Source organism: Janthinobacterium lividum (assembly GCF_011601275.1).
Classification (GTDB): Bacteria; Pseudomonadota; Gammaproteobacteria; order Burkholderiales; family Burkholderiaceae_D; genus Janthinobacterium; species Janthinobacterium lividum_E.
The window spans coordinates 364,247-385,645 of record NZ_JAAOLY010000002.1 but is presented as its reverse complement, the minus strand read 5'-3'; the positions used below and the strand labels follow the sequence as shown (position 1 = coordinate 385,645).

Annotated in this window: 20 protein-coding genes and 1 tRNA gene; 6 read left to right on the top strand and 15 right to left on the bottom strand. The window is 56.6% G+C overall.

What is annotated here, in order from left to right:
- Nucleotides 1–17: 17 nt before the first annotated feature.
- The 3 genes from GYK42_RS04535 (at nt 18) to GYK42_RS04525 (ending at nt 3,238) form a co-directional block, all read left to right on the top strand.
- Nucleotides 18–1,979, top strand: coding sequence for an acyltransferase family protein (locus GYK42_RS04535; RefSeq protein ID WP_166446501.1), 1,962 nt, complete (start codon nt 18–20; stop codon nt 1,977–1,979).
- A 128-nt stretch (nt 1,980–2,107) separates the two neighbouring features.
- The gene (locus GYK42_RS04530) at nt 2,108–2,746 is read left to right on the top strand and encodes a GNAT family N-acetyltransferase (RefSeq protein ID WP_166446500.1); all 639 of its coding nucleotides are present in this window, start codon (nt 2,108–2,110) and stop codon (nt 2,744–2,746) included.
- A gap of 309 nt (nt 2,747–3,055) precedes the next feature.
- Entirely contained in the window at nt 3,056–3,238 is a 183-nt protein-coding gene (locus GYK42_RS04525; RefSeq protein ID WP_166446499.1) for a hypothetical protein, read from the top strand.
- A gap of 108 nt (nt 3,239–3,346) precedes the next feature.
- Here GYK42_RS04525 and rfbD read toward each other — a convergent pair whose 3' ends face one another.
- The 8 genes from rfbD to GYK42_RS04485 form a co-directional block, all read right to left on the bottom strand.
- Nucleotides 3,347–4,219, bottom strand: coding sequence for a dTDP-4-dehydrorhamnose reductase (gene rfbD / locus GYK42_RS04520; RefSeq protein ID WP_166446498.1), 873 nt, complete (start codon nt 4,217–4,219; stop codon nt 3,347–3,349).
- 64 nt (nt 4,220–4,283) lie between these two features.
- On the bottom strand, nt 4,284–4,829 hold the full coding sequence (gene rfbC / locus GYK42_RS04515) for a dTDP-4-dehydrorhamnose 3,5-epimerase (protein ID WP_166446497.1): 546 nt from the start codon (nt 4,827–4,829) through the stop codon (nt 4,284–4,286).
- 47 nt (nt 4,830–4,876) lie between these two features.
- The gene (rfbA, locus tag GYK42_RS04510; RefSeq protein WP_166446496.1) at nt 4,877–5,770 is read right to left on the bottom strand and encodes a glucose-1-phosphate thymidylyltransferase RfbA; all 894 of its coding nucleotides are present in this window, start codon (nt 5,768–5,770) and stop codon (nt 4,877–4,879) included.
- Nucleotides 5,770–6,849 (bottom strand): dTDP-glucose 4,6-dehydratase, encoded by a 1,080-nt coding sequence (rfbB, locus tag GYK42_RS04505; RefSeq protein ID WP_166446495.1) that lies wholly within the window; start codon nt 6,847–6,849, stop codon nt 5,770–5,772. The genes rfbA and rfbB overlap by 1 nt, the downstream gene beginning before the upstream one ends.
- A 106-nt stretch (nt 6,850–6,955) precedes the next feature.
- A complete protein-coding gene (wbaP, locus tag GYK42_RS04500; RefSeq protein WP_166446494.1) occupies nt 6,956–8,419 on the bottom strand; it encodes an undecaprenyl-phosphate galactose phosphotransferase WbaP in 1,464 nt (487 codons plus the stop codon).
- A 75-nt stretch (nt 8,420–8,494) separates the two neighbouring features.
- Nucleotides 8,495–9,913 carry a mannose-1-phosphate guanylyltransferase/mannose-6-phosphate isomerase gene (locus tag GYK42_RS04495; protein ID WP_166446493.1) on the bottom strand — a complete coding sequence of 473 codons (1,419 nt, stop codon included), beginning with the start codon at nt 9,911–9,913 and terminating at the stop codon, nt 8,495–8,497.
- A gap of 275 nt (nt 9,914–10,188) precedes the next feature.
- Nucleotides 10,189–10,545 carry a diacylglycerol kinase gene (locus GYK42_RS04490; protein WP_166446492.1) on the bottom strand — a complete coding sequence of 119 codons (357 nt, stop codon included), beginning with the start codon at nt 10,543–10,545 and terminating at the stop codon, nt 10,189–10,191.
- A gap of 300 nt (nt 10,546–10,845) precedes the next feature.
- Nucleotides 10,846–11,085 carry a hypothetical protein gene (locus GYK42_RS04485; protein WP_139143361.1) on the bottom strand — a complete coding sequence of 80 codons (240 nt, stop codon included), beginning with the start codon at nt 11,083–11,085 and terminating at the stop codon, nt 10,846–10,848.
- Between the two features lie 299 nt (nt 11,086–11,384).
- Here GYK42_RS04485 and GYK42_RS04480 point away from each other — a divergent pair.
- From GYK42_RS04480 to galE, 3 genes are all read left to right on the top strand, one after another.
- Nucleotides 11,385–11,458 (top strand) — tRNA-Gly (locus tag GYK42_RS04480).
- Between the two features lie 92 nt (nt 11,459–11,550).
- Nucleotides 11,551–12,231 carry a tRNA (guanosine(46)-N7)-methyltransferase TrmB gene (gene trmB, locus GYK42_RS04475; protein ID WP_166446624.1) on the top strand — a complete coding sequence of 227 codons (681 nt, stop codon included), beginning with the start codon at nt 11,551–11,553 and terminating at the stop codon, nt 12,229–12,231.
- Nucleotides 12,232–12,395: 164 nt separating this feature from the next.
- A complete protein-coding gene (gene galE, locus GYK42_RS04470; RefSeq protein ID WP_166446491.1) occupies nt 12,396–13,415 on the top strand; it encodes a UDP-glucose 4-epimerase GalE in 1,020 nt (339 codons plus the stop codon).
- 177 nt (nt 13,416–13,592) lie between these two features.
- Here the strand turns inward: galE and GYK42_RS04465 are convergent, their stop codons facing one another.
- The 7 genes from GYK42_RS04465 to GYK42_RS04435 form a co-directional block, all read right to left on the bottom strand.
- On the bottom strand, nt 13,593–14,879 hold the full coding sequence (locus GYK42_RS04465) for a Glu/Leu/Phe/Val family dehydrogenase (protein WP_034745922.1): 1,287 nt from the start codon (nt 14,877–14,879) through the stop codon (nt 13,593–13,595).
- A 148-nt stretch (nt 14,880–15,027) separates the two neighbouring features.
- A complete protein-coding gene (locus GYK42_RS04460; RefSeq protein ID WP_166446490.1) occupies nt 15,028–16,008 on the bottom strand; it encodes a LysR family transcriptional regulator in 981 nt (326 codons plus the stop codon).
- Between the two features lie 44 nt (nt 16,009–16,052).
- Nucleotides 16,053–16,535 carry a hypothetical protein gene (locus tag GYK42_RS04455; RefSeq protein WP_166446489.1) on the bottom strand — a complete coding sequence of 161 codons (483 nt, stop codon included), beginning with the start codon at nt 16,533–16,535 and terminating at the stop codon, nt 16,053–16,055.
- Nucleotides 16,535–18,358, bottom strand: coding sequence for a DNA helicase RecQ (gene recQ / locus GYK42_RS04450; RefSeq protein ID WP_166446488.1), 1,824 nt, complete (start codon nt 18,356–18,358; stop codon nt 16,535–16,537). The genes GYK42_RS04455 and recQ overlap by 1 nt, the downstream gene beginning before the upstream one ends.
- 6 nt (nt 18,359–18,364) lie before the next feature.
- On the bottom strand, nt 18,365–19,210 hold the full coding sequence (locus GYK42_RS04445) for an undecaprenyl-diphosphate phosphatase (protein WP_166446487.1): 846 nt from the start codon (nt 19,208–19,210) through the stop codon (nt 18,365–18,367).
- A gap of 155 nt (nt 19,211–19,365) precedes the next feature.
- On the bottom strand, nt 19,366–20,514 hold the full coding sequence (locus GYK42_RS04440) for an MFS transporter (protein WP_166446486.1): 1,149 nt from the start codon (nt 20,512–20,514) through the stop codon (nt 19,366–19,368).
- A gap of 32 nt (nt 20,515–20,546) precedes the next feature.
- Complete coding sequence (locus tag GYK42_RS04435) at nt 20,547–21,317, bottom strand: DeoR/GlpR family DNA-binding transcription regulator (protein ID WP_046684438.1); 771 nt, start codon at nt 21,315–21,317, stop codon at nt 20,547–20,549.
- Between the last annotated feature and the right edge of the window lie 82 nt (nt 21,318–21,399).

Here is a 21,399-nt window from a genome sequence, read left to right as displayed (position 1 = left end):
TTTATAAGCTTTAATTAATGGACTATAGAAGAGAAATTGATGGATTGAGGGCGTTAGCTGTTTTGCCGGTCATATTCTTCCATGCTGGTTTTGAAATTTTCAGCGGTGGCTTCGTAGGTGTAGATGTATTTTTTGTGATTAGTGGATTCTTGATCACCACTATTATTCTCGCTGAACTTGAAGCTGGAAAATTTTCGCTTATGAATTTTTATGAGCGGCGCGCAAGGCGAATTTTGCCTGTACTATTTTTTATCATGTTACTGTGTCTGCCATTTTCCTGGATGTTGTTAATTCCAGAGGATATGAGGAGATTTTCTCAAAGCCTAGTTGCTGTTTCTGCTTTTGCCTCTAATATATTATTCTGGGGGACTAGTGGTTATTTTGATAGTGCTGCAGAACTTAAACCATTATTGCATACGTGGAGTTTGGCGGTTGAAGAGCAATACTATCTGATCTTTCCAGTTTTTTTGATGTTCGCATGGCGACTGGGAAAGCGTTTTATATTAAGTTCCTTAGTCTTGGTTTTCATTCTAAGTCTGGCGCTGGCTCAATGGGCATCTTCAGCCATGCCGATGGCAGGTTTTTTCTTGTTGCCTACGCGTGGATGGGAATTGCTGATAGGAGCCTTTGTTGCATTCTATTTCGCAAATTCTAAAAGGAAGCCATCTTCAAAGAAGAAAAATGAAATTGGAAGTTTCGTTGGATTTATTTTAATAATTTTTGCAATTTTTGTTTTTGATAAAGAAACACCATTCCCAGGCATTTATGCTTTAGTTCCTACAGTCGGTGCTGCATTAATTATTTTATATGCAAATGGGGAAACATTTACCGGTAAAATTCTTGGAAGTAAGATTTTTGTTGGTGTAGGACTGATTAGTTACAGCGCATATTTATGGCATCAACCTCTGCTGGCCTTCCTCAGGCATAAATCTTTTGAAGATCCCGGGAAATTAGCTTTGTCAGTTTGTATCGGTGTTACTCTGATATTGTCTTATTTAAGCTGGCGGTATATAGAAAATCCTTTTAGAAAAAAATCGATTTTCAGTAGGCGATTCATTTTTACTTTCGCATTTGTCGGTTCTATTTTTTTTACCGTTGTAGGAATTTCTGGGCATTTCACTACAGGATTTCCCGACAGAGCAATGGCATTACCATTTAAAGCGCTGGAATATGAAACAAGCCGTTTGGGATATGTGAAATGCGATGATAAGGAGCTTGTTGCTGGGGCTAAAATTAACTATTGTCTGCAATCGAAAAAAGGTGAAATCAATGCGGTGTTAATCGGTGATAGCCATGCAGATGATAAGTTTTATGGACTGGGGAAAAATAGTAAGGACCTGAATTGGGCACTTATTGGAAATTCTAGTTGTCCACCCGTTCTTGATATTGATGTTGAAGCAGATCAAAAAGGTTGTCGGGAAAAGTTTGAGAAGATAATATCATGGGTAAAAAAATCACCATCCATTGATACAGTAGTACTTTCTTTTTATGGAAATTATGCATTAACTTCATCATTTGCAGCAGATCATATCAAACGCCACACAGGTCCAGATACGGTAAAGATTACCAGCGACGGTCACAAAAATTTTAACCGACTGGATTTGTTTTATTATGGCCTGAGTCAAACCGTTCGTGCACTAATTCCTTCTGGAAAAGAAATAGTTGTTTTGGTTGATATTCCAGAGTTGCCATTTTTTCCTTTGGATTGTATTAAAGGGAGGCCAAATTGTGAAGTTTCGCTTAGTGCCGTTCTTGTACGTCAGCATGAGCACAGGAAAACTCTGGATAGATTGAAAGATGAATTTCCATCTATATATATTTATGATCCTATAAATTTGTTTTGTACTGATAAAATATGTACATATAAGGCTCAGCAGAAAATACTGTATCGTGATTCCCATCATCTGACTTTTGATGGAAGCGATCTATATGCGAAAGACTTCCTTCATTGGCTGTCAAATTTGCCAATGCAGGAGTAACTTTCAATTGTGAGATTTGCAGACGCTGCCATGCTCGTCTGTGATCACATCATAAGGTAAGGTTTGTTTTCTTATTTAAGAGCATTAAACTTTTAATGTTTCTAAATATTGATAATTGAAATTTAAGCATGAAAAGTGATGAATTTAACTTTGAAATATTTTCATCATTGTCGGAAATTTATAACGTATCTATCGAATTGGGTAATAATGTGAAAAATATTGCTTTTGTTAAACCTGCCAAGGTAATCGGGAAAAATGTTGTGTTCCGCAACGTGAATAAGAATGATGCTGAGTTTATTCTACAGTTACGGACAGATCCAGAAAAGGGAAAGTATTTATCGGCTACGGCGGCAGACCTTGATTTACAATTAGCTTGGCTGGGAAAGTACGCAGATGATAATAGTCAGATATATTTCATCATTGAGGATAAGAACGGCGAGCGCTATGGAACAATCCGGCTCTACGATGTAAGAGAGGATTCATTTTGCTGGGGTTCTTGGATTTTGAGGGACGGTAGGCCCAGTGGCTTTGCCATGGAATCAGCTATTCTGGTCTACCAATTTGCACTCAGCTTGGGATTCAAAAAATCTCATTTTGATGTTCGCAAGGAGAATGTATCGGTTTGGCAGTTTCACGAGCGTTTTGGCGCTGTAAGGATCGAAGAGCAAGGAGAGGACTATATCTATAGTATTTCTCATGAAGCCATAAAAAATTCATTTGAAAAGTATAAAAAGTATATAAATGATGAAATGGAAATATACTCCTAATGAGAAGCGCTTGACGAATTAATTTTTTCTCGTTTCATTCTTTGAATGCTGAAATGAGGACTATAAGATCCAAGGCGAGTGCATGGTGGTTCTGTTGTAGATAAGAGATTGCTGCACAACGTTGTAACCATTTTTTTTCTATGGAACCGAATCGTGGGACTTACCATGTACTCCCTCTGTCAAAATAGTTGTCACCTCCAGGATTTGGAGTTCTAATCTGCCCTAGGGCGATGGATTTGACGATGACGAAATACACCAACGAGAAGAAAGAGTACGCGCTTGGCCAGATGAGCGCCGCATAACAAGCCTGTGGTCGAAGAACAGCGCCACAGCGGCGTTGCCGACGCCGTTCTGAAACAACGGCGCGAGGTCTACGCGCAGGCGCGGGAGCGCCATCCGTTGCGCTGGAAACTGTCGCCACGCGCCTGGCAGCTGGCCGACGAGGTTTGGCTTAACCCTCCGTCCAAACTTGACCAGCGTCACGCCGAATGACCTGTTGAAGAAAGGAAAAATCGATGCATTCTAAAATAGATTTATGCGACAACTGTCTTGACGCGTACCGAGGATTACTTAGCGGGAGGATCGTTTCGTAGAAAGCCTTTAGCCTTGGCATAGCCTTAGTGCATCTCGCCATTGTGGCAAATTGCAAAAGGTATCAATCAGCCGTTGTGAAGACAGCAGCGAGTTGACCGGACGCTTGGCCGGTACGGGATAGTCTTGCGCCAGGATCGCTTTCAACAGCGGCTTTTTCTCGATCGATGGATGTCCCATGATCGCTTCGGTGAAACCGAACCACGTGGTCTGACCTTGCGCGCTCAGATTATAGATGCCGGCGTGTTGTTGCAACCAGGCATATGGATCTTGCGCTGTCAGGCTTTGCGCGATGATGTGGGCGGTGGTGTCGGCGATGGTACGGCTCCACGTTGGTGCGCCATATTGGTCGGAAACAATGCTCAGCGTATCGCGCTCTTGCGCCAAGCGACGCATCGTGAGCAAGAAATTCTTGCCATGCATACTGTAGACCCAGCTAGTGCGCAGAATCAGGTGTGCAATGCCGGTGGCCGTGATCGCCTGTTCACCGGCTAGCTTGCTGCGACCGTAGACGTTGATGGGGCAGGTGGGATCATCTTCCGTGTATGGCATTTCTTTCGTGCCATCAAATACATAATCGGTGCTGTAGTGAATCATGGCGGCGCCCAGTTTACTGGCTTCTTCCGCCATGACGGCCGGTGCTTCGCCATTGATGCGCATCGCCAACTCGACGTCGCTTTCGGCCTTATCGACAGCGGTGTAGGCAGCGGGATTGACGATCAGCGTCGGTTTGATACGGCGGATCACGTCACGCACGTGATCCAGATCGGCCAAGTTCATTTGGCTGCGGTCGACGGCGATGATTTCGCCTAAGCCTTGCAGGCTGCGTTCAAGTTCATAACCGACTTGGCCAGTTTTTCCTGTGAGTAAGATACGAGTCATAGGTGATTTTTATAGTGGTGACTACGGCGCCGCCCGGCGGCGTCGTACAGATAGGGGTTCTGGATCAGGCAAATACGTCGGCGTTGACCAGCAGCGTCCCGGCCTTGTCCTTGCCGGACAGTAGTGGCTCACCATCCAACTGCCAGTCAATGCCGATCGCCGGATCGTTCCACAAGACGCAACGCTCAAACTCCGGCGCCCAGTAATCGGTGGTCTTGTAGATGAATTCAGCGCTTTCGCTGGTGACCACGAAACCATGGGCAAAACCTTCCGGCACCCACAACTGGCGTTTGTTCGTGGCCGACAGCACGACGCCGAGCCATTTTCCGAACGTTGACGAGCTTTTTCGCAGGTCAACGACGACGTCGAATACTTCGCCAGCCGTGACGCGCACCAGTTTGCCTTGTGGATGCTGGATCTGATAATGCAGACCACGCAATACCCCCTTGGCAGACTTGGAGTGATTGTCTTGTATAAACTCGCGTGTCACGCCGGTCAGTTCTGCGAAGCGTTTTTTGTTGAAGCTCTCATAAAAAAAGCCGCGGTCGTCACCAAATACGGTGGGTTCGAGTATCAACACGTCAGGTAATGCTGTGGTCTGAATTTGCATGGTCTATGATTAGTACGGTATGAACTAAGTGGAAGGCGTGGAGCGCCTCAGAATATCTTGTCGTCGAGTAAGCGCAACAAATACTGGCCATAGGTGTTCTTTTTCAATGGCTGGGCCAGTTGCTCCAGTTTGGCGGCATCGATATAGCCTTTACGATAGGCGATCTCTTCCGGGCAAGCTACTTTAAGTCCCTGGCGATTTTCGATGGTGGCGATGAACTGGCCCGCTTCCAGCAAGGACTCATGCGTGCCAGTATCGAGCCAGGCCATGCCGCGCCCCATCAGTTCAACGTTCAACTGACCGCGTTCTAGGTAGACCCGGTTGACGTCGGTGATTTCCAGCTCGCCACGTGGGGACGGGGCGATGCCGGCGGCGATATCGCATACCTGGCTGTCGTAGAAATACAGGCCGGTGACGGCGTAGTTCGATTTAGGCTTGAGCGGCTTTTCTTCGATGCTGATGGCGCGCCGCTGCGCATCGAAATCGACGACGCCGTAGCGTTCCGGATCGTGCACATGGTAAGCGAACACGGTCGAGCCGCTGGTACGTGCCGAGGCTTCGCGTAACTGAGATTCAAAGTCGTGCCCGTAATAGATGTTGTCACCCAGAATCAGCGCCGATGGTGCATCGCCGACAAACTCTTTGCCGATGATGAACGCCTGTGCCAGGCCATCCGGGCTCGGTTGCACGGCATAGGTCAGGCTGATACCCCACTGGCTGCCGTCGCCCAGCAACTCCTGGAAGCGCGGCGTATCTTGTGGTGTGGAAATGATCAGGATATCGCGTATGCTGGCCAGCATCAGGGTGGTCAGCGGATAGTAGATCATCGGCTTGTCATATACGGGCAGCAGTTGCTTCGATACGGCCATGGTGACGGGATACAGGCGCGTCCCTGAACCACCGGCCAGGATGATGCCTTTGCGTTCAATGGTGGTTGCCATTATTGCTGCTCCTGGGCCGTATCGCGCGCCGCGTAGTTTTTCTCCACCCACTTCAGGTAGTCGCCCGACTGGACATCGCGTACCCAGGCCTGGTTGTCCAGGTACCACTGGACGGTCTTGCGGATGCCGGTGGCGAAGGTTTCGGCCGGCTTCCAGCCCAGTTCGCGCTCGATCTTGCGTGCATCGATGGCGTAGCGGCGGTCATGGCCTGGACGATCCTGTACATAGGTGATTTGTTCGCGATAGCTGCCGGATGTCTTGGGATCGAGCGTGTCGAGGATATCGCACAGGGTGTGCACGACTTCCAGGTTGGCCATTTCATTCCAGCCGCCCACATTGTAGACCTCGCCCAGGCGTCCCGCCTCGAGCACGCGGCGAATCGCCGAGCAATGGTCGCCCACGTACAGCCAGTCGCGCACTTGCATGCCATCGCCATAGATAGGCAAGGCTTTGCCGGCACGGGCATTGCTGATGATGAGCGGAATCAGTTTTTCCGGGAAATGGAAGGAGCCATAGTTGTTCGAGCAGTTGGTGGTGAGCACCGGCATGCCGTACGTATGGAAATAGGCGCGCACCAGATGATCTGACGCCGCTTTCGATGCCGAGTAAGGGCTGTTGGGCGCATACGGCGTCGTTTCCGTGAACGGCGGATCATTCGGCCCCAGGGTGCCATACACTTCATCGGTCGAGACGTGCAGGAAACGGAAACCATCCTTGGCCTCGCCTGTCAGGCCGGACCAATAGGCGCGCGCGGCTTCGAGCAGGTTGAATGTGCCGTTCACGTTGGTCGTAATGAATTCACCGGGGCTATGGATCGAGCGGTCGACATGGCTCTCGGCGGCAAAATGCACGATGGCGCGGGGCTGGTGTTCCGCCAGCAGGCGGGAGATGTGGGCGGTATCACAAATGTCACCGCGTACGAAGATATGTCGCGGGTCTTGCTCCAGGCTGGCTAGATTGCTGAGATTGCCAGCATAGGTCAGTTTGTCAAAATTTACTACGGGCTCATCGTTGAGCGCCAGCCAGTCGCGTACAAAATTGGAACCGATGAAGCCGGCGCCGCCAGTCACTAAAATCATGCTGCTATCCTTTTTCTGGAACATTGCCACAATGCCCCGTCGATAAATTGTCTTGAGAGCGAGGGCAATTAAATTCTTAAATGAAATTATTTAATTAATAACCTTACTAATACGCGCCATCTTTCTTGAAAATGACTTTAACCGTTTTCAGCAGGATGACAATGTCATTGAATAAAGACCAGTTCTTGACATACCATGCATCCAGATAAACGCGCGTGTCATAGCTGACGTCATTCCTGCCGCTGACTTGCCAAAGACCCGTGACACCAGGCTTGGCTTCTAGGTAATAGTCTACCTGGGGGCCATACCGCTCCAGTTCCGCATCGACAACCGGGCGCGGTCCGACCAGGCTCATTTCGCCTTTCAGCACGTTCCATAGCTGAGGTAGTTCATCGAGGCTGGTCCGGCGCAGGAAGTGGCCGATCGAGGTAATGCGAGGGTCGTTTTTCAGTTTGAAATCACGGTCCCATTCGGCACGGGCTGCAGGATCGCGCTCCAGTAACTCCTTGAGCAAGACGTCGGCATTCACGGCCATGGTGCGGAATTTGTAGCAGAGAAAATGCTTGCCATTCTGGCCGACGCGTTTGTGGCCATAGAAGATGGGACGGCCCGATGCCATGACCTTGGCCGCGATCCACAGCAAGATGGGGGCGCCAACGATCAGCACGCCGATCGAGGCTATCAGATCAAAGCAGCGCTTAATCAGTTGCAAGCCTGGCCGCGCCAAGTTGTTGCGCATGGTCAGTAGCAGCACTTCATGTGCAAAGAAATGGTTCACTTCCATGCCGTACAGGGGCAGACCGCGTACGGCAGGTACCACTTGCACATTGGCAACACAACGGCTGACCTGCTGGATCATACCCTGATAGGCATCGATACCGCCTTGCTCCAAGGCGACAACCGTATGTGGGTCACCCAGTAACTTGAGCGTTTGTTCCGGGTTCTCGCCCAGTTGAATGCAAGGCACCGCTTGTTTGCTGCGATTCACATAATGATGTTCCAGGCGCTCTTGGCCCTCGGGAATAAGGAACGCAATCAGGCGATAGCCCATTAACGCCTCCTCATCGAAGGCGCGCGCGGTTTGCAAGGCATTGTCTCCCCATCCGATGATGACCATAGGCCGTATCCAGCCACCAGTTTTCATCAGCAGGTATTTGAAGAGGCCGCGCAGCAGCAAGACACAGCACGGCACCAACAGCCAGGTGGCCAATAGTGCCTCGCGAGAGGAGTCGCGCTTGTCGAGGAAGACCAGGGCCGCGTCAATCAAGCCCATGACCATGGAAACCTTCAGGAGTTCCTTGATTTCATTCGAGTACGGACGGCGTTTGGCATGATGGCCCTTCAGCTTGAAGATCGCCAGGGTTACCACGGATAGCAGGCTGTAACTGAGCAGGCGCGAGCTATCCAGTCCGAAGCTGTTCAAGTCGCTGGCATCGAGCGTACACTTGCCAGCAAACCAGAATGCCATGAACATGGCAACTGCATCGGCAAAGGTGAGAAAATATTTCTCTGCCCTACTGCTGCAATACCATTTCACTTCTTGTACAAAGATGCCTTCGATTGGTTTCATGATGCCTTGCTAAACCTTATAAACTTCAGTGTGAATTCTTGGTACCGCATGTGTGGGGATGACGTATCTGCTTGTTTAAGCGCGGCCGTAGCGGTCTTCAAAGCGGACAATATCGTCTTCCCCAAGGTAGCTACCCGATTGAATTTCAATCAATTCCAGTGGTAGCTTGCCGGGGTTCGCCAGGGAATGGACGACGCCGAGCGGGATGTAGGTGGACTGGTTTTCGGTCAGCAAATATTCCTTGTCGCCATTGGTGATCTGGGCAGTGCCGGATACCACGATCCAGTGCTCGGCACGGTGGTGATGCATTTGCAATGACAGCTTGGCGCCAGGCTTGACCGTGATCCGTTTGACCTGGAAGCGCTCGCCGTTGCCGATGGAATCGTACGATCCCCACGGACGGAACACTTCGCGGTGCATGGTGGCTTCAGCACGGTCTTTGGCAATCAACTGCGCCACCAAGGTCTTGGTATGTTGCGCCTGATCCGCATCCATGACCAGCACGGCATCGGCCGTTTCCACGATGACGGTATTGCGCATGCCGATGGCGGTCACCAGGCGGCTATTCCCATGCACCAGGCAATCATTGCAATCCTGCATCAACACATCGCCGTGGGCGCTATTGTTGTTGGCGTCTTTTTTCGCCACGTCGAGTACGGCTTTCCAGGAACCGATATCATTCCAGCCGGCGTCGAGCGCGACGGTGGCCGCATGGCTGGTGCGCTCCATGACGGCGTAATCGACGGCGATATCGGGACTGGCGGCGTAGGCATCGTGGTCCAGGCGGATGAAATCGAGGTCGCTTTTCGCCTTGGCCAGCGCTTCCCGGCACGCCGCGACGACGACAGGCTGAAAGCGTTCAAGTTCTGCCAGGTAACGGCTGGCGCGGAACACAAACATTCCGCTATTCCAGAAATAATCGCCGCTGGCAATATATTGTTCCGCCAGCGCCAGGGCAGGCTTCTCGACGAATTCGACAATACGCTGGACCTGGCCAGCTGCACCGCCCTCGGCGCGGATATAGCCGTAACCTGTCTCCGGTCCGGTCGGGGAAATGCCGAAGGTGAGCAAGTTACCTTGTTCCGCAGCATCGCGCGCCAGCTTGATGGCGCGGTGGAACGCTGGTGTATCCAGGATGACATGGTCGGACGGCAATACGAGAAGGATGGGGTCGTCGCCGTTTTCCATGGCTTGCAGGGCAGCTGTGGCAATGGCCGGCGCCGTATTGCGGCGCATCGGTTCGAGCACCATGCGGGCATTGTTCAGGCCTATCTCACGCAACTGTTCCGCGACAATGAAACGCGACGAGTCATTGCATACCAGCAAAGCCGGCGCCAAGGCTTCAATACCAGTCAGCCGTTGCAGTGTCTGCTGCAACATGCTGGTCTCGCCAGACAAACGCAAGAACTGTTTAGGGTAGCCTTCGCGGGACAGGGGCCACAAGCGTGTGCCGGAGCCACCGCAAAGAATCACTGGTACAAGGGGAGTATTCATCTACGCATCAATTCAAAAATTAAAACAGCTTCGCTAGAGGAAAACTGAGTCGTTAGCCGCTTGAAAATAAGCGATTATTGTTTTATGTAATTGTCATGCAAGCCACAAGGCGTGCTGAAAATCAGTATTGGTAAAGATAAAATATTTCAAAAAGGCATTATTTTAATGAATTATAGAAATTCATGTATTTCGTCTCGCCGCCTCGAATGTTGACGTGGACAGGGGAGGCGCCTTGGCGAACCATGCATTGTAATTTGCTTGGCAGCTATAGCTACTCAACTGGAAAATTTTTCCAGCAAAAAAGCAACAAAAATGCAGGCGGCACTCATGCTGAGAATGAACACAGCCCCTGCGGCGCAATCCTTGACGATCTTGATGCTGGGGTGCAGGCCAGGATGCAGGTGGTCAATCAAGTGTTCAAGCGCCGTATTGAACAGTTCAGCTGCCAGTACTAGGCCACAGTTGAGTAGCAGCAGTGCCCACCAGATCATTACCGGCTTGCTCCAGGCGAGCACGATTACGACCAAGAAGGCGGCAAGGCATTGCAAGCGAAAGCTCGATTCGAGACGCAGGGCGGCGGCAATGCCGCTCAAGGCAAATCCCATGCGCTTGAAAAAGGGCTGGTTCTTCATGGTGAGCGAGGCGCTTGAATAGGGTATCTCACGAACATGTCAGCTGGATTTCTTAATGGATAAATGGATACCGTATGTATGCACGCGCAATATTGCATCGTCCATCAAAACAGAAAAGTTGACGTCAGCCTCTTCGTTATTTTCTAAAAAGAAAAAAGCCCGTTTTCAAATGAAAAGGGCTTTTATGCAATAGTCGACTTATTTCATGTATATCAACTATTGCGGCACCAGGCCGTCACCTTTCGGCTCGACATCAAGCTGCAGGATAGGCCTACCTGTCGCTGCCTGGACAGCCAGGTATTAATGGTGGGTTGGGGTCGTGTGCGCGGTGGTCGAATCCGAGCTTGCTGCACCGGCCACAACGGCAACTGCTGCGCCGATTGCGATCATGGTGCTGACGCTCAGGCCGGCAACGGTGGTGCCGGCAGCGGCGCCAGCTGCTGGTGCAGCTGCTGCTGGTGCAGGAGCTGGTGCCGATTGAGCCATGGCTTGTGCGGAAGCGAAGCACAGGATTGCCGAAGCGATCAGAATTTTCTTCATGGGATTTCCTTTTAGGTTGAACAGCGGGAATGCTAAACTGTCACGCGATTGTAGCAACATTTCTCTTGCTAGTCTGTGCCACACAGTTCAAGACAACAACAATTTATTCTATTTTAGTCGTGTTCGAGCCCATTCATGCTGCCTGACCGCTCACGATGTTGTTCTCTATCAACAAAAATGCTGCCGCGCCGATGCCGCTCTCTGTCTTTTTTGTCAAATACCGCGAGAATTCCTGAGGAACTCGAATGCGATCTACAAGTTTGCCAAGTTCTTGCCATCCCGCGTAAAATGCAGGCTTCGCGGGTGTAGCTCAATGGTAGAGCAGAAGCTTCCCAAGCTTACGACGAGGGTTCGATTCCCTTCACCCGCTCCATTTTTCGCTGGCGCCTGGTTTTATGCGGCACGGCCACTTATTTCTTCATTCCCATGTCTTCTGATACCCCAGCAAACGGCCCGGCGCGGCCGATGATGTACGATCCGACCGAACACCGCATCCGCAGCTTCGTGACCCGCGCGGGACGGCTGTCTGTCGCGCAGGCGCGCGCGCTCGAGACCCTGGGGCCGCAGTTCCTCGTGCCTTTCGCCAAAGAACCGATGGACTTTGAGCAGGTGTTTGGCCGCAAGGCACCCGTGATCCTGGAAATCGGTTTTGGCATGGGCGCGACGACCGCGCATATCGCCAAAGCCATGCCGGAGAAGGATTTCATCGGTGTTGAAGTGCATACGCCCGGTGTCGGCAGCCTGTTGAAGCTGATCGGCGAAGAATCGCTGACGAATCTGCGCCTGCTGCAGCACGATGCGGTGGAAGTGCTGACGCACATGATACCGGCCAATTCGCTGGCCGGCATCCACGTTTTCTTCCCCGATCCATGGCACAAGGCGCGCCACAACAAGCGCCGCCTGATTCAGTCGCCATTCGTCAAACAATTGACCGATCGCCTGGCGCCGGGCGGTTATCTGCATTGCGCCACCGATTGGGAAGATTACGCAGGGCAAATGCTGGACGTGCTGGGCGCCGAGCCCCAGTTGCACAATAGTGCCGACGGCTATGCGCCGCAACCGGCGTACCGTCCCCTGACCAAGTTCGAGAACCGCGGCTTGAAGCTGGGCCATGGCGTGTGGGATCTGGTGTTCATCAAGAAATAAGCGCGAATGCGCTGGGGGCTGTCGGCCCGTGTACCGGAACAGAATCAGCCTGCCGCCACCGCGCCGCAGGCTTTTTTTATGCCAAATGGCGATTCGTCTGGTGTGCCGGCTTGGCAGGCCGGACGAATTCAGGTAGTCTTATCTTTTTTGCATTGATTGACATTATGGCCAAGAAAATACTCGTGACCGGCGCATCCGGTTTCATCGGTTCGCATACCTGCGTCGAATTGCTCGCTGCCGGCTTTGATGTCGTCGCGGTGGATAATTTGTGCAATAGCGCGCGCGAAGCGATGGCGCGCGTGGAGCGCATCTCCGGCAAAAGCGTGCCTTTCTACGAGGCTGACGTACGCGACCGCACGGCCATGGCCGCCGTCCTGCGCGAGCACGCCATCGATGCGGTGATCCATTTCGCGGGCTTGAAAGCCGTGGGCGAATCCGTGGCCCAGCCTTTGATGTACATGGACAACAATGTGACGGGCACCGTGGCCTTGCTGGAAGTGCTGGCGGCGGCGAACGTGAAGCGTTTTGTCTTCAGCTCGTCGGCCACCGTGTATGGCGACCCGGAAGCCTTGCCGATCCTGGAAACGTCGCGCCTGTCCGTGACCAATCCATACGGCCGCTCGAAACTGATGGTCGAGCAGATCCTGGCCGATCTCGTGCATGCCGATGCGCAGTGGCAAGTCGGCGTACTGCGCTATTTCAATCCGGTCGGTGCACACGCCAGCGGCTTGATCGGCGAAGATCCGGCAGGTATCCCGAACAACCTGATGCCCTTCATCGCCCAGGTGGCCGTGGGCCGCCGCGAGCGCCTGGCCGTCTTCGGCAACGATTACGATACGCCGGATGGCACGGGCGTGCGCGATTACATCCACGTGGTCGACCTGGCGCTGGGCCATGTGGCCGCGTTGAATCGCCTGTTTTCCACTGACGGCGGCTTTACCGTCAACCTGGGTACGGGCCACGGCTACAGCGTGCTCGACACCGTGCGTGCTTTCGAGGCCGCCAGCGGGCGCAAGGTACCGTACGACATCGTGCCGCGCCGCCCTGGCGACATCGCCAGCTGCTACGCCTCGGCCGACAAGGCCAAGGAGCTGCTGGGCTGGCAAGCGCAGAAAAACATCGACGACATGTGTACAGACCACTGGCGCTGGCAGCACCAGAACCCGCAAGGCTACGCAGTGTAGAAAATCCGGCAGACGTAAAAAATCCCGCTCACACGCAAAGTGTAGCGGGATTTTTTTAGATTGCCAGAAACCCAATGGCGCCTGAAAAATGCCCAGGGCTAGGCGCCGCCCCGAAGACAGTACGCTAGTACGGCGAGGGGCAGGCAACAACGCCTTGGGCTTTTTCTCAGGCAGCCATTATGGATACAGGCCGCGCACTTCGCGCGCTTGCAGCACGCGCGTGCACGCCAGGATGAAGGTCGCGGTACGCATCGATACTTTCTTCTCTTGCGACACTTGCCATACCGAATCGAACGCTTCGCGCATGATGCGGGTCAGGCGGCTGTTGATTTCTTCTTCCGTCCAGAAGAAGCTCGAGAAGTTCTGCGCCCACTCGAAGTAGCTGACGGTCACGCCGCCGGCGTTGGCCAGCACGTCCGGCACGATCAATACGCCGCGGTCGGTCAGGATGTCGTCCGCTGCCGGCAGGGTCGGGCCGTTGGCGCCTTCCAGGATGATCTTGGCGCGGATGACTTGTGCGCGTTCGGCCGTGATCTGCTGTTCCAGCGCGGCCGGGATCAGGATGTCGCAATCGATGCCCCAGAAATCTTCGCGTGGCACGAATGCCTCGGCGCCCGGGAAGCCTTCGACGCTGCCCACTTCGGCCACGTGTGCCAGCAATTGCGGGATGTTCAGGCCGCCGGAGTGCACGACGGTGGTCTTGTGGTCTTGTACCGCGACCACTTTCGAGCCCGCTTCAGCGAACATGCGTGCAGCGACGCCGCCCACGTTGCCGAAACCTTGCACGATGACTTTCGCGCCTTCGAGCGACATGCCGACCTTGGCGGCCGCATCGCAACCGACGACGAACACGCCGCGGCCCGTCGCGTCGCGACGACCCAGGCTGCCGCCCAGCGAGATCGGCTTGCCGGTCACCACGCCGGTCGACATATTGCCGCCGATCATGGCGTAGCTGTCCATCATCCAGGCCATGACTTGCTCATTCGTGTTGACGTCCGGCGCCGGGATATCCTTGTTCGGTCCGATGATCATGCTGATCTCGCTCGTGTAGCGGCGGGTCAGGCGTTGCAGTTCGTTGCGCGACAGGGTCTTCGGATCGACACGGATGCCGCCCTTGGCGCCGCCGTATGGCACGTTGACGGCTGCATTCTTGACCGTCATCCAGGCCGACAGGGCCATCACTTCCGACAGGGTCACGTCCTGGTGGAAGCGCACGCCACCCTTGCCCGGGCCGCGCGACAGGTTGTGCTGCACGCGGTAGCCTTCGTAGTGGGCAATGGTGCCGTCATCGCGCTCGATAGGCACGTCGACCGTCAGGATGCGCTTTGGACGCTTCAGCGTTTCCACCCAGCGCGACAGGTTACCCAGGTACGGCGTAACGCGGTCGATCTGCTCGAGGTAGACGCCCCATGGGCCCAGGTCTTCAGGATTGAGGTAGGAAGGAAGTGCGTGCTTGCTGGTCATGCTTGATAAGCTCCTGACAATACGAATACGTTAGAGGCACAGCCGAGATGCAGCTGCGCGCAGCGGAACCGCATCGTAGGCGATAGCATCATGCCCCGGCCAATGCTTTGTGCGCATCCGGTTATGCATTTATTGCATAGTTGAGAGATCAGGAGGGAGTTGGGGGGACAGCCGCGCGCCGGCGTTTTTTCCCGCCGCGCGCGGCGCTTTCCTGCGCCTGCACCAGGTATTGCCACAGGCTTTCGACGATCTGCTTTCCCGGACGCAGGCTGGACGGGCGCTCGCGATATAAACGGATTTCCAGCTCGATTTCCCAGCCTGGCGCGCCGCCGTCGGCGCGCGCCAGGTGCTTGTACTTGACGTCGCGCATGACGGCCGATTCGGGCAGGAAAGCGATGCCGCGCCCTTCCAGCGCCATCATTTTGAGGCCCTCGGCCATGTCCGTTTCGTAGCAGGTTTCCAGGAACAGGGGCGCCTTGGCGTCGGCCAGCAGCAATTCCACCATGCGTCCCAGGTAGGCGTTGCTGGTGTAGGAAAGGAAGGGCAGCGGCTCCTTGGCGCTGCCGGGCAGGACGAAGTCCGGCACCTTGTCCTGGCCGCAGCGCGCATACGCGCGCAGGGTTTCGCGGCCCATCACCAGCATGTCGTAGCGGCCCGGGTCCAGCTGCACCGGCTGGCGCGGATGGTGATAGCACAGCAGCAGGTCGCAGCCGCCGTCGACCAGCTGCAGCACGGCGTCGTGCACGTTCAGGGCCATCAGGCGGCTGTTGATGGGCGCGAAACCAACTTCGAGCGCCGTCAGCCACTTCGGCATGAAGGTCAGCGACAGGGTGTGCGGCACGGCGAAATCGACGCTCGTCTGCGTGGCCGCGCGCTTGCCGCGCAACAGTGCGCGCACGCCATTGATCTGCCCCAGCATTTCCAGCGCCTGTTCGTAGAACACGGCACCAGCCGGCGTCAAGCGCGTGGGGTAGGAGGTGCGGTCGACCAGGTCGATGCCGAGCCAGTTTTCCAGCGACTGGATGCGCCGCGAAAAGGCCGGCTGGGTCACGTGGCGCAGGGCTGCGGAACGGCTGAAATTATGCGTTTCAGCGAGCGAGATGAAGTCTTCCAGCCATTTGGTTTCCATCGCGGGACCGTTCTCTTGTCAAGGGCAAACGCAAGGTGCAGTGCTCAGGGCGTATCAGCCGATACCGCCGGCTGGTACAGGGCGGCGGGCAGGCCGAAGAAGGACGGCGGACCCAGGGTCGTGCCATCGAGCGAGCCGCCCGCGTTCAAGGCCTTGTTGATGGCCGACAGCAGGGAACTGCGGTCGGCCAGGTTTTGTATCAGCGCGCGCGGTCCGTTGTGGAAGGTGTGCTGGGCGATGTCCGCGGCGACGACAAAGATCGGCTCGCGGCGCAACGGGAACTCCACCCATTCGCCGTCCTCGTCCTGCGCGCAGAAAGTGTCGGGCAAGGTCATGTTTTCGGCGCCGGGAAGGTGCGATGCCAGCACCAGGCCGAAAGCTTCCGGCACCACGTCGGCCAGGCGGCGCACGGTGAGGTCGTCCTGCACCAGGGCGCGTACTTGCGCTTCCACCGCGTCGTCCGCGTCGGGCTGGGCGCCGAGGATTTTCACGGCCTGATAAATCAGGTCGGACGAGAGTGCTTCCATCAAATCATCTCCAGAATCATGGCGACGATTTCGTCGCCGTACGAAGCCAGTTTTTTCTCGCCCACGCCGCTCACGCCGCGCATCTGCTCGAGCGAAGTGGGCTTGGCTTTGGCGATTTCGCGCAGGGTGGCGTCGACGAAAATCACGTAGGCGGGCACATTGTGCGTGCGCGCCGTCTCCACGCGCCACCAGCGCAGCTTGTCGAAGATCGCCTGTTCGCTGGTGGACAAATCCGTCTCGACATAGCCTTTCGCCACGCTGGTGCTGCGCTTGCTGGTTTTCACCGGTTTCTGGTACTGGCGCAGCTGCACCTTCTGGCCGCCCTTGAGCACGGGGCGCGAGGCGTCCGTCAGCTTCAGCGAGCTGTATTGTTCATGGTCGACCGAGACGAGGCCCAGCGCGATGGCCTGGCGCAGGATCGATTTCCATTCCGCTTCGCCCAGGTCCGAGCCGATGCCGAACACCGACAAGGAATCGTGGTGCCAGGTCTTGATGCGTTCCGATTCCACGCCGCGCAGCACGTCGATCACGTGGCCGCCTGCGAAGCGCTGGTCGACGCGGTAGATGGCCGACAGCAGTTTTTGCACGGGCACCGTGCCATCGAACGACACGGGCGGCACCAAACAGGTGTCGCAATTGCCGCACGGCGAAGCCGGTTCGCCGAAGTATTCGAGCAAGCGCATGCGGCGGCAGCTGAGCGTTTCGCACAGGCCCAGCATGGCGTCAAGTTTGACGCCCAGCACGCGCTTGAAGGTGTCGTCCGCTTCCGATTCGTCGATCATGCGCCGCTGCAGCACCACGTCCTGCAAGCCGTACGCCATCCAGGCGTTGGCGGCCATGCCGTCGCGGCCCGCGCGCCCCGTTTCCTGGTAATAGCCCTCGATGCTTTTCGGCAGATCCAGATGCGCGACGAAGCGCACGTCGGGCTTGTCGATGCCCATGCCGAAGGCGATGGTGGCGACCATGACGATGTTTTCCTCGCGCAGGAAGCGCGCCTGGTTGGCGCTGCGCTTGGCGTACTCCATGCCGGCGTGATACGGCAGGGCGCGGATGCCGCTCTGGTTCAGAAATTCCGCCGTCTCTTCGACCTTTTTGCGCGACAGGCAGTACACGATGCCGCAGTCGCCCGCGTGTTCCGTGTTGATGAAGTCGAGCAGCTGCTTGCGGCCATTCGCCTTTTCCACGATCTGGTAGCGGATGTTCGGGCGATCGAACGACGAGACGAACTGGCGCGCGTCTTCCAGCTGCAAACGCAGGGCGATTTCGGCGCGCGTCTGCGGGTCGGCCGTGGCCGTGAGCGCGATGCGCGGCACGTCCGGGAACTGCTCGTGCAGCACCGACAGCTTGATGTATTCAGGTCGGAAGTCATGGCCCCACTGGGCCACGCAGTGCGCCTCGTCGATGGCGAACAGGGCGATCTTCGAGGCCTGGAACAGGTCCAGGCAGCGCTGCGTCATCAGGCGCTCGGGCGCCACGTAGACGACGTCGATGCCGCCCGTGCGCACCAGGCGCTCGATGCGGCTCGCTTCTTCGTAGGTCTGCGTGGAGTTCAGGAAGGCGGCGCGCACGCCGACTTCCTCCAGCGCGTCGACCTGGTCCTGCATCAGCGCGATCAAGGGCGAGACGACGACGCCGACGCCGTCGCGCAGCAGCGCGGGAATCTGGTAGCACAGCGACTTGCCGCCGCCCGTGGGCATCAGCACCAGCGCGTCGCCGCCATGGCTGACGTGGTCGACGATGTCGGCTTGCTGGCCGCGGAAGGCCGGGTAGCCGAAAACGGTTTGCAGCAGGTGCAGCGCGCGCTGCTCAAGATCTTGATTCATAGTGCCTTATTCTGCCCAAACAACCCAGCCGTAGTGGGCGCTGGCCAGGACCAGCAAGCCGAACACGATGCGGTACCAGGCAAAAAACGTGAAGTCGTGCGAGCTGATGTAACGCAGCAGCCAGCGCACGCACAGGAAGGCGGAGATGAAGGCGGCCACGGTGCCCAGGCCGAACAGGGGCACGTCGGTGGTCGACAGGATGTCGCGCGCTTTATACAGCGAGTAGAAGGTCGCCGCCAGCAGGGTGGGGATGGCCAGGAAGAACGAGAATTCGGTGGCCGTCTTGCGCGACAGGCCCAACAGCATGCCGCCGATGATGGTCGAGCCGGAACGGCTGGTGCCGGGAATCAGCGCGAACGCCTGCGCGCAACCCACTTTCAGGGCGTCGAACGGCGTCATTTCATCGACCGAGTTGACGCGCACGGTGACGGGGTTGGTGCGCGCGCGGCGCTCCACCAGCAAGATCACGATGCCGCCGATGATGAAGGCCATGGCGACCGGTACTGGCTTGAACAGCGCATGCTTGATCATCTTGCCGATAGCCAGGCCGATGATGGCCAGCGGCAGGAAGGCGATGGCCACGTTGAGCACGAACTTGCGCGACTTGACCTCGCTGCCGAAGGTGGACAGCACGCTGCCGATGCGCTGGCGGTATTCCCAGCACACGGCCAGGATGGCGCCGGCCTGGATGGCGATCTCGAAGACATCCATGACTTCCTTCGATACATCCTTGGTGAAATCGAGCAGACTGCCGGCCAGGATCAGGTGGCCCGTGGACGAAATTGGCAAGAATTCGGTGAAACCTTCGACCAGCCCCATGATGATGGCTTTTAACGCAAGAATGAGATCCATAGATGTATAAACGAGTATAAGTGGCAGGATGGGGGGAGTGCATGGCGCCAGCAATGTGCGCGGGGTCGAAGCTTACCACGCCGCAGGCCCGCGGACCTTATTGGGCGCTGCCGGGCGGCGCTTTTTTAGCGCCTTGCGGCAGGCAGGAGGGACGATCAGGATGCCTGTTTTGCCGGCGCCACCAGGCGCGCGCTGGCCGCCACCAGCAGCAGGGCGGCGCCCAGCATGGCGAAGGCGATATTCAGGCTGGTGGCGTGCGCGACAAAACCGATCACGGCCGGGCCGGCCAGGATGCCCGCATAGCCGATGGTGGTGATGGCCGCCACCGCCAGGCTGGCCGGCATGGCATGCTGCTGGCCCGCCGCCGTAAACAGGATGGGCACGATATTTGCCGCGCCCAGGCCGATCAGCACGAACCCAAGCATGGCCAGGCTGGCATGCGGCGCCAGTACCGCCAGGAAGAAGCCTGCCGCCGCGCACAGGCCGCCAACAGTAAGCACCCGCTTGCCGCCAAAGCGGCTGACCACCTTGTCGCCGGTGAAGCGTCCCACCGTCATGGCGATGGCGAAGGCCGCGTAACCGAGGCCGCCCTTGGCTTCTTCCACGCCGCGCGTGGTGGTGAGGAACAGGGCGCTCCAGTCGAGGATAGCGCCTTCGGCCAGGAAGACGATAAAGCACAGCAAGCCGATGAAAATGACGGCGCCATGCGGCATGACGAACAGCGGCGTCTTTTCGCCGGAGGCGGACGCCGTCGGCAGCAGATGGCCTTGCGCCGCGCCCAGCACGCCGCACAGCAGCAACATCACCACCACGCAGGACCAGGCCGGCGTCAGTCCCAGCCACAGCAGCAGGGCCATGCAGGCCGCGCCGGCAAAGCCGCCCACGCTGAACAGGGCATGAAAGCCCGACATCATGGCGCCGCCGTTGGCCTTTTCGATGATCACGGCCTGGATATTAATGGCCACGTCAAACGTGCCCATGGCCGCGCCGAATACCAGCAGCACCAGGCCCAGCTGCAGCGGCGTGGCTGCCAGCGCCAGGCCGGGCAGCACGGCGGTCAGCAGCAGGCCGGCGCCGACGATGACCTTGCGGCAACCGAAGCGTGCCGTGAGCATGCCCGTAAACGGCATCGCGCACAGCGAGCCGGCGCCCAGGCACAGCAGCAAAATGCCGAGGGTCGCTTCATCAAGGCCCAGGCGCGACTTGGCGTAGGGAACCAGCGGGGCCCAGGCGGCCATGCCTAGGCCGGCGGCGAAAAAGACCAGGCGCGTGGCGCGTTGCTGCAGGATGCCGGTGAGATGCATGGGTGAGCTTTTCAAGAGTCGGGTGGATAAAATCAGGCGTGGGCGCGCAACACTTGCACGCCCAGCCGTTCAAAGGCGGCCACGTGGACCGCATCGGCATCGGCTTCCAGCACCAGGTGCTGCAGCAAGCCCGTGGCCAGCACGCCGAAGGGCGCGGCCGTGCCCAGCTTGTCGCTGGTGACGGCCACGACGACCGCCTTGCTGGCGCCGGCGATGCTGCGCTTGAACTCGGCCTCGTCGTAGTTGAACGCCGTTACGCCCGCGTCGGCATCGGCGCCGCAAGCGCCGAGGAAACACAGGTCGGGATGCATGCGTTCGACGGTGCGCAGCGCCTGCGGCCCCAGGCTGGCGCCGGCACGGCGGTCGACCCTGCCGCCAGCCATGATCAGTTCGATTTCCGGGCGTTCCATCAGCGCCATGGCGATCGATGGCGCGTTGGTGATGACAGTGAGCGCCAACTGTGGCAAGGCGCTGGCGATGGCCAGGTTGGTCGAGCCCGCATCAAGAAACAGCACCTGCCCTGCGCGTACGAGGGACACGGCCGCCTGCGCCAGACGCGCCTTGCGTTCTGGCGCTTCCTGCTTGCGCTGAGTCAAGGTCCCGCCGTCGGGCGCCAGCGGCAGTGCACCGCCATACACGCGCTGGCACAAGCCAGCCGCCGCCATCTCGCGCAGGTCGCGGCGTATCGTATCTTCGGAAACGTCGAGCTGGCGCGCCAGGTCCAGCGCCAGCACGCGGCCGTCGGCCTGCAATTGTTGCTGGATCAGCGCGTGGCGCTGTTTGAGTAGCAGGGTGGCGGACATGTTGAACTTATAAACGTGCAGGAATGTGCATGAATATACGTAAACGTGCAGATTGGGTCAATGCTTATTTGCATGTCAGGGG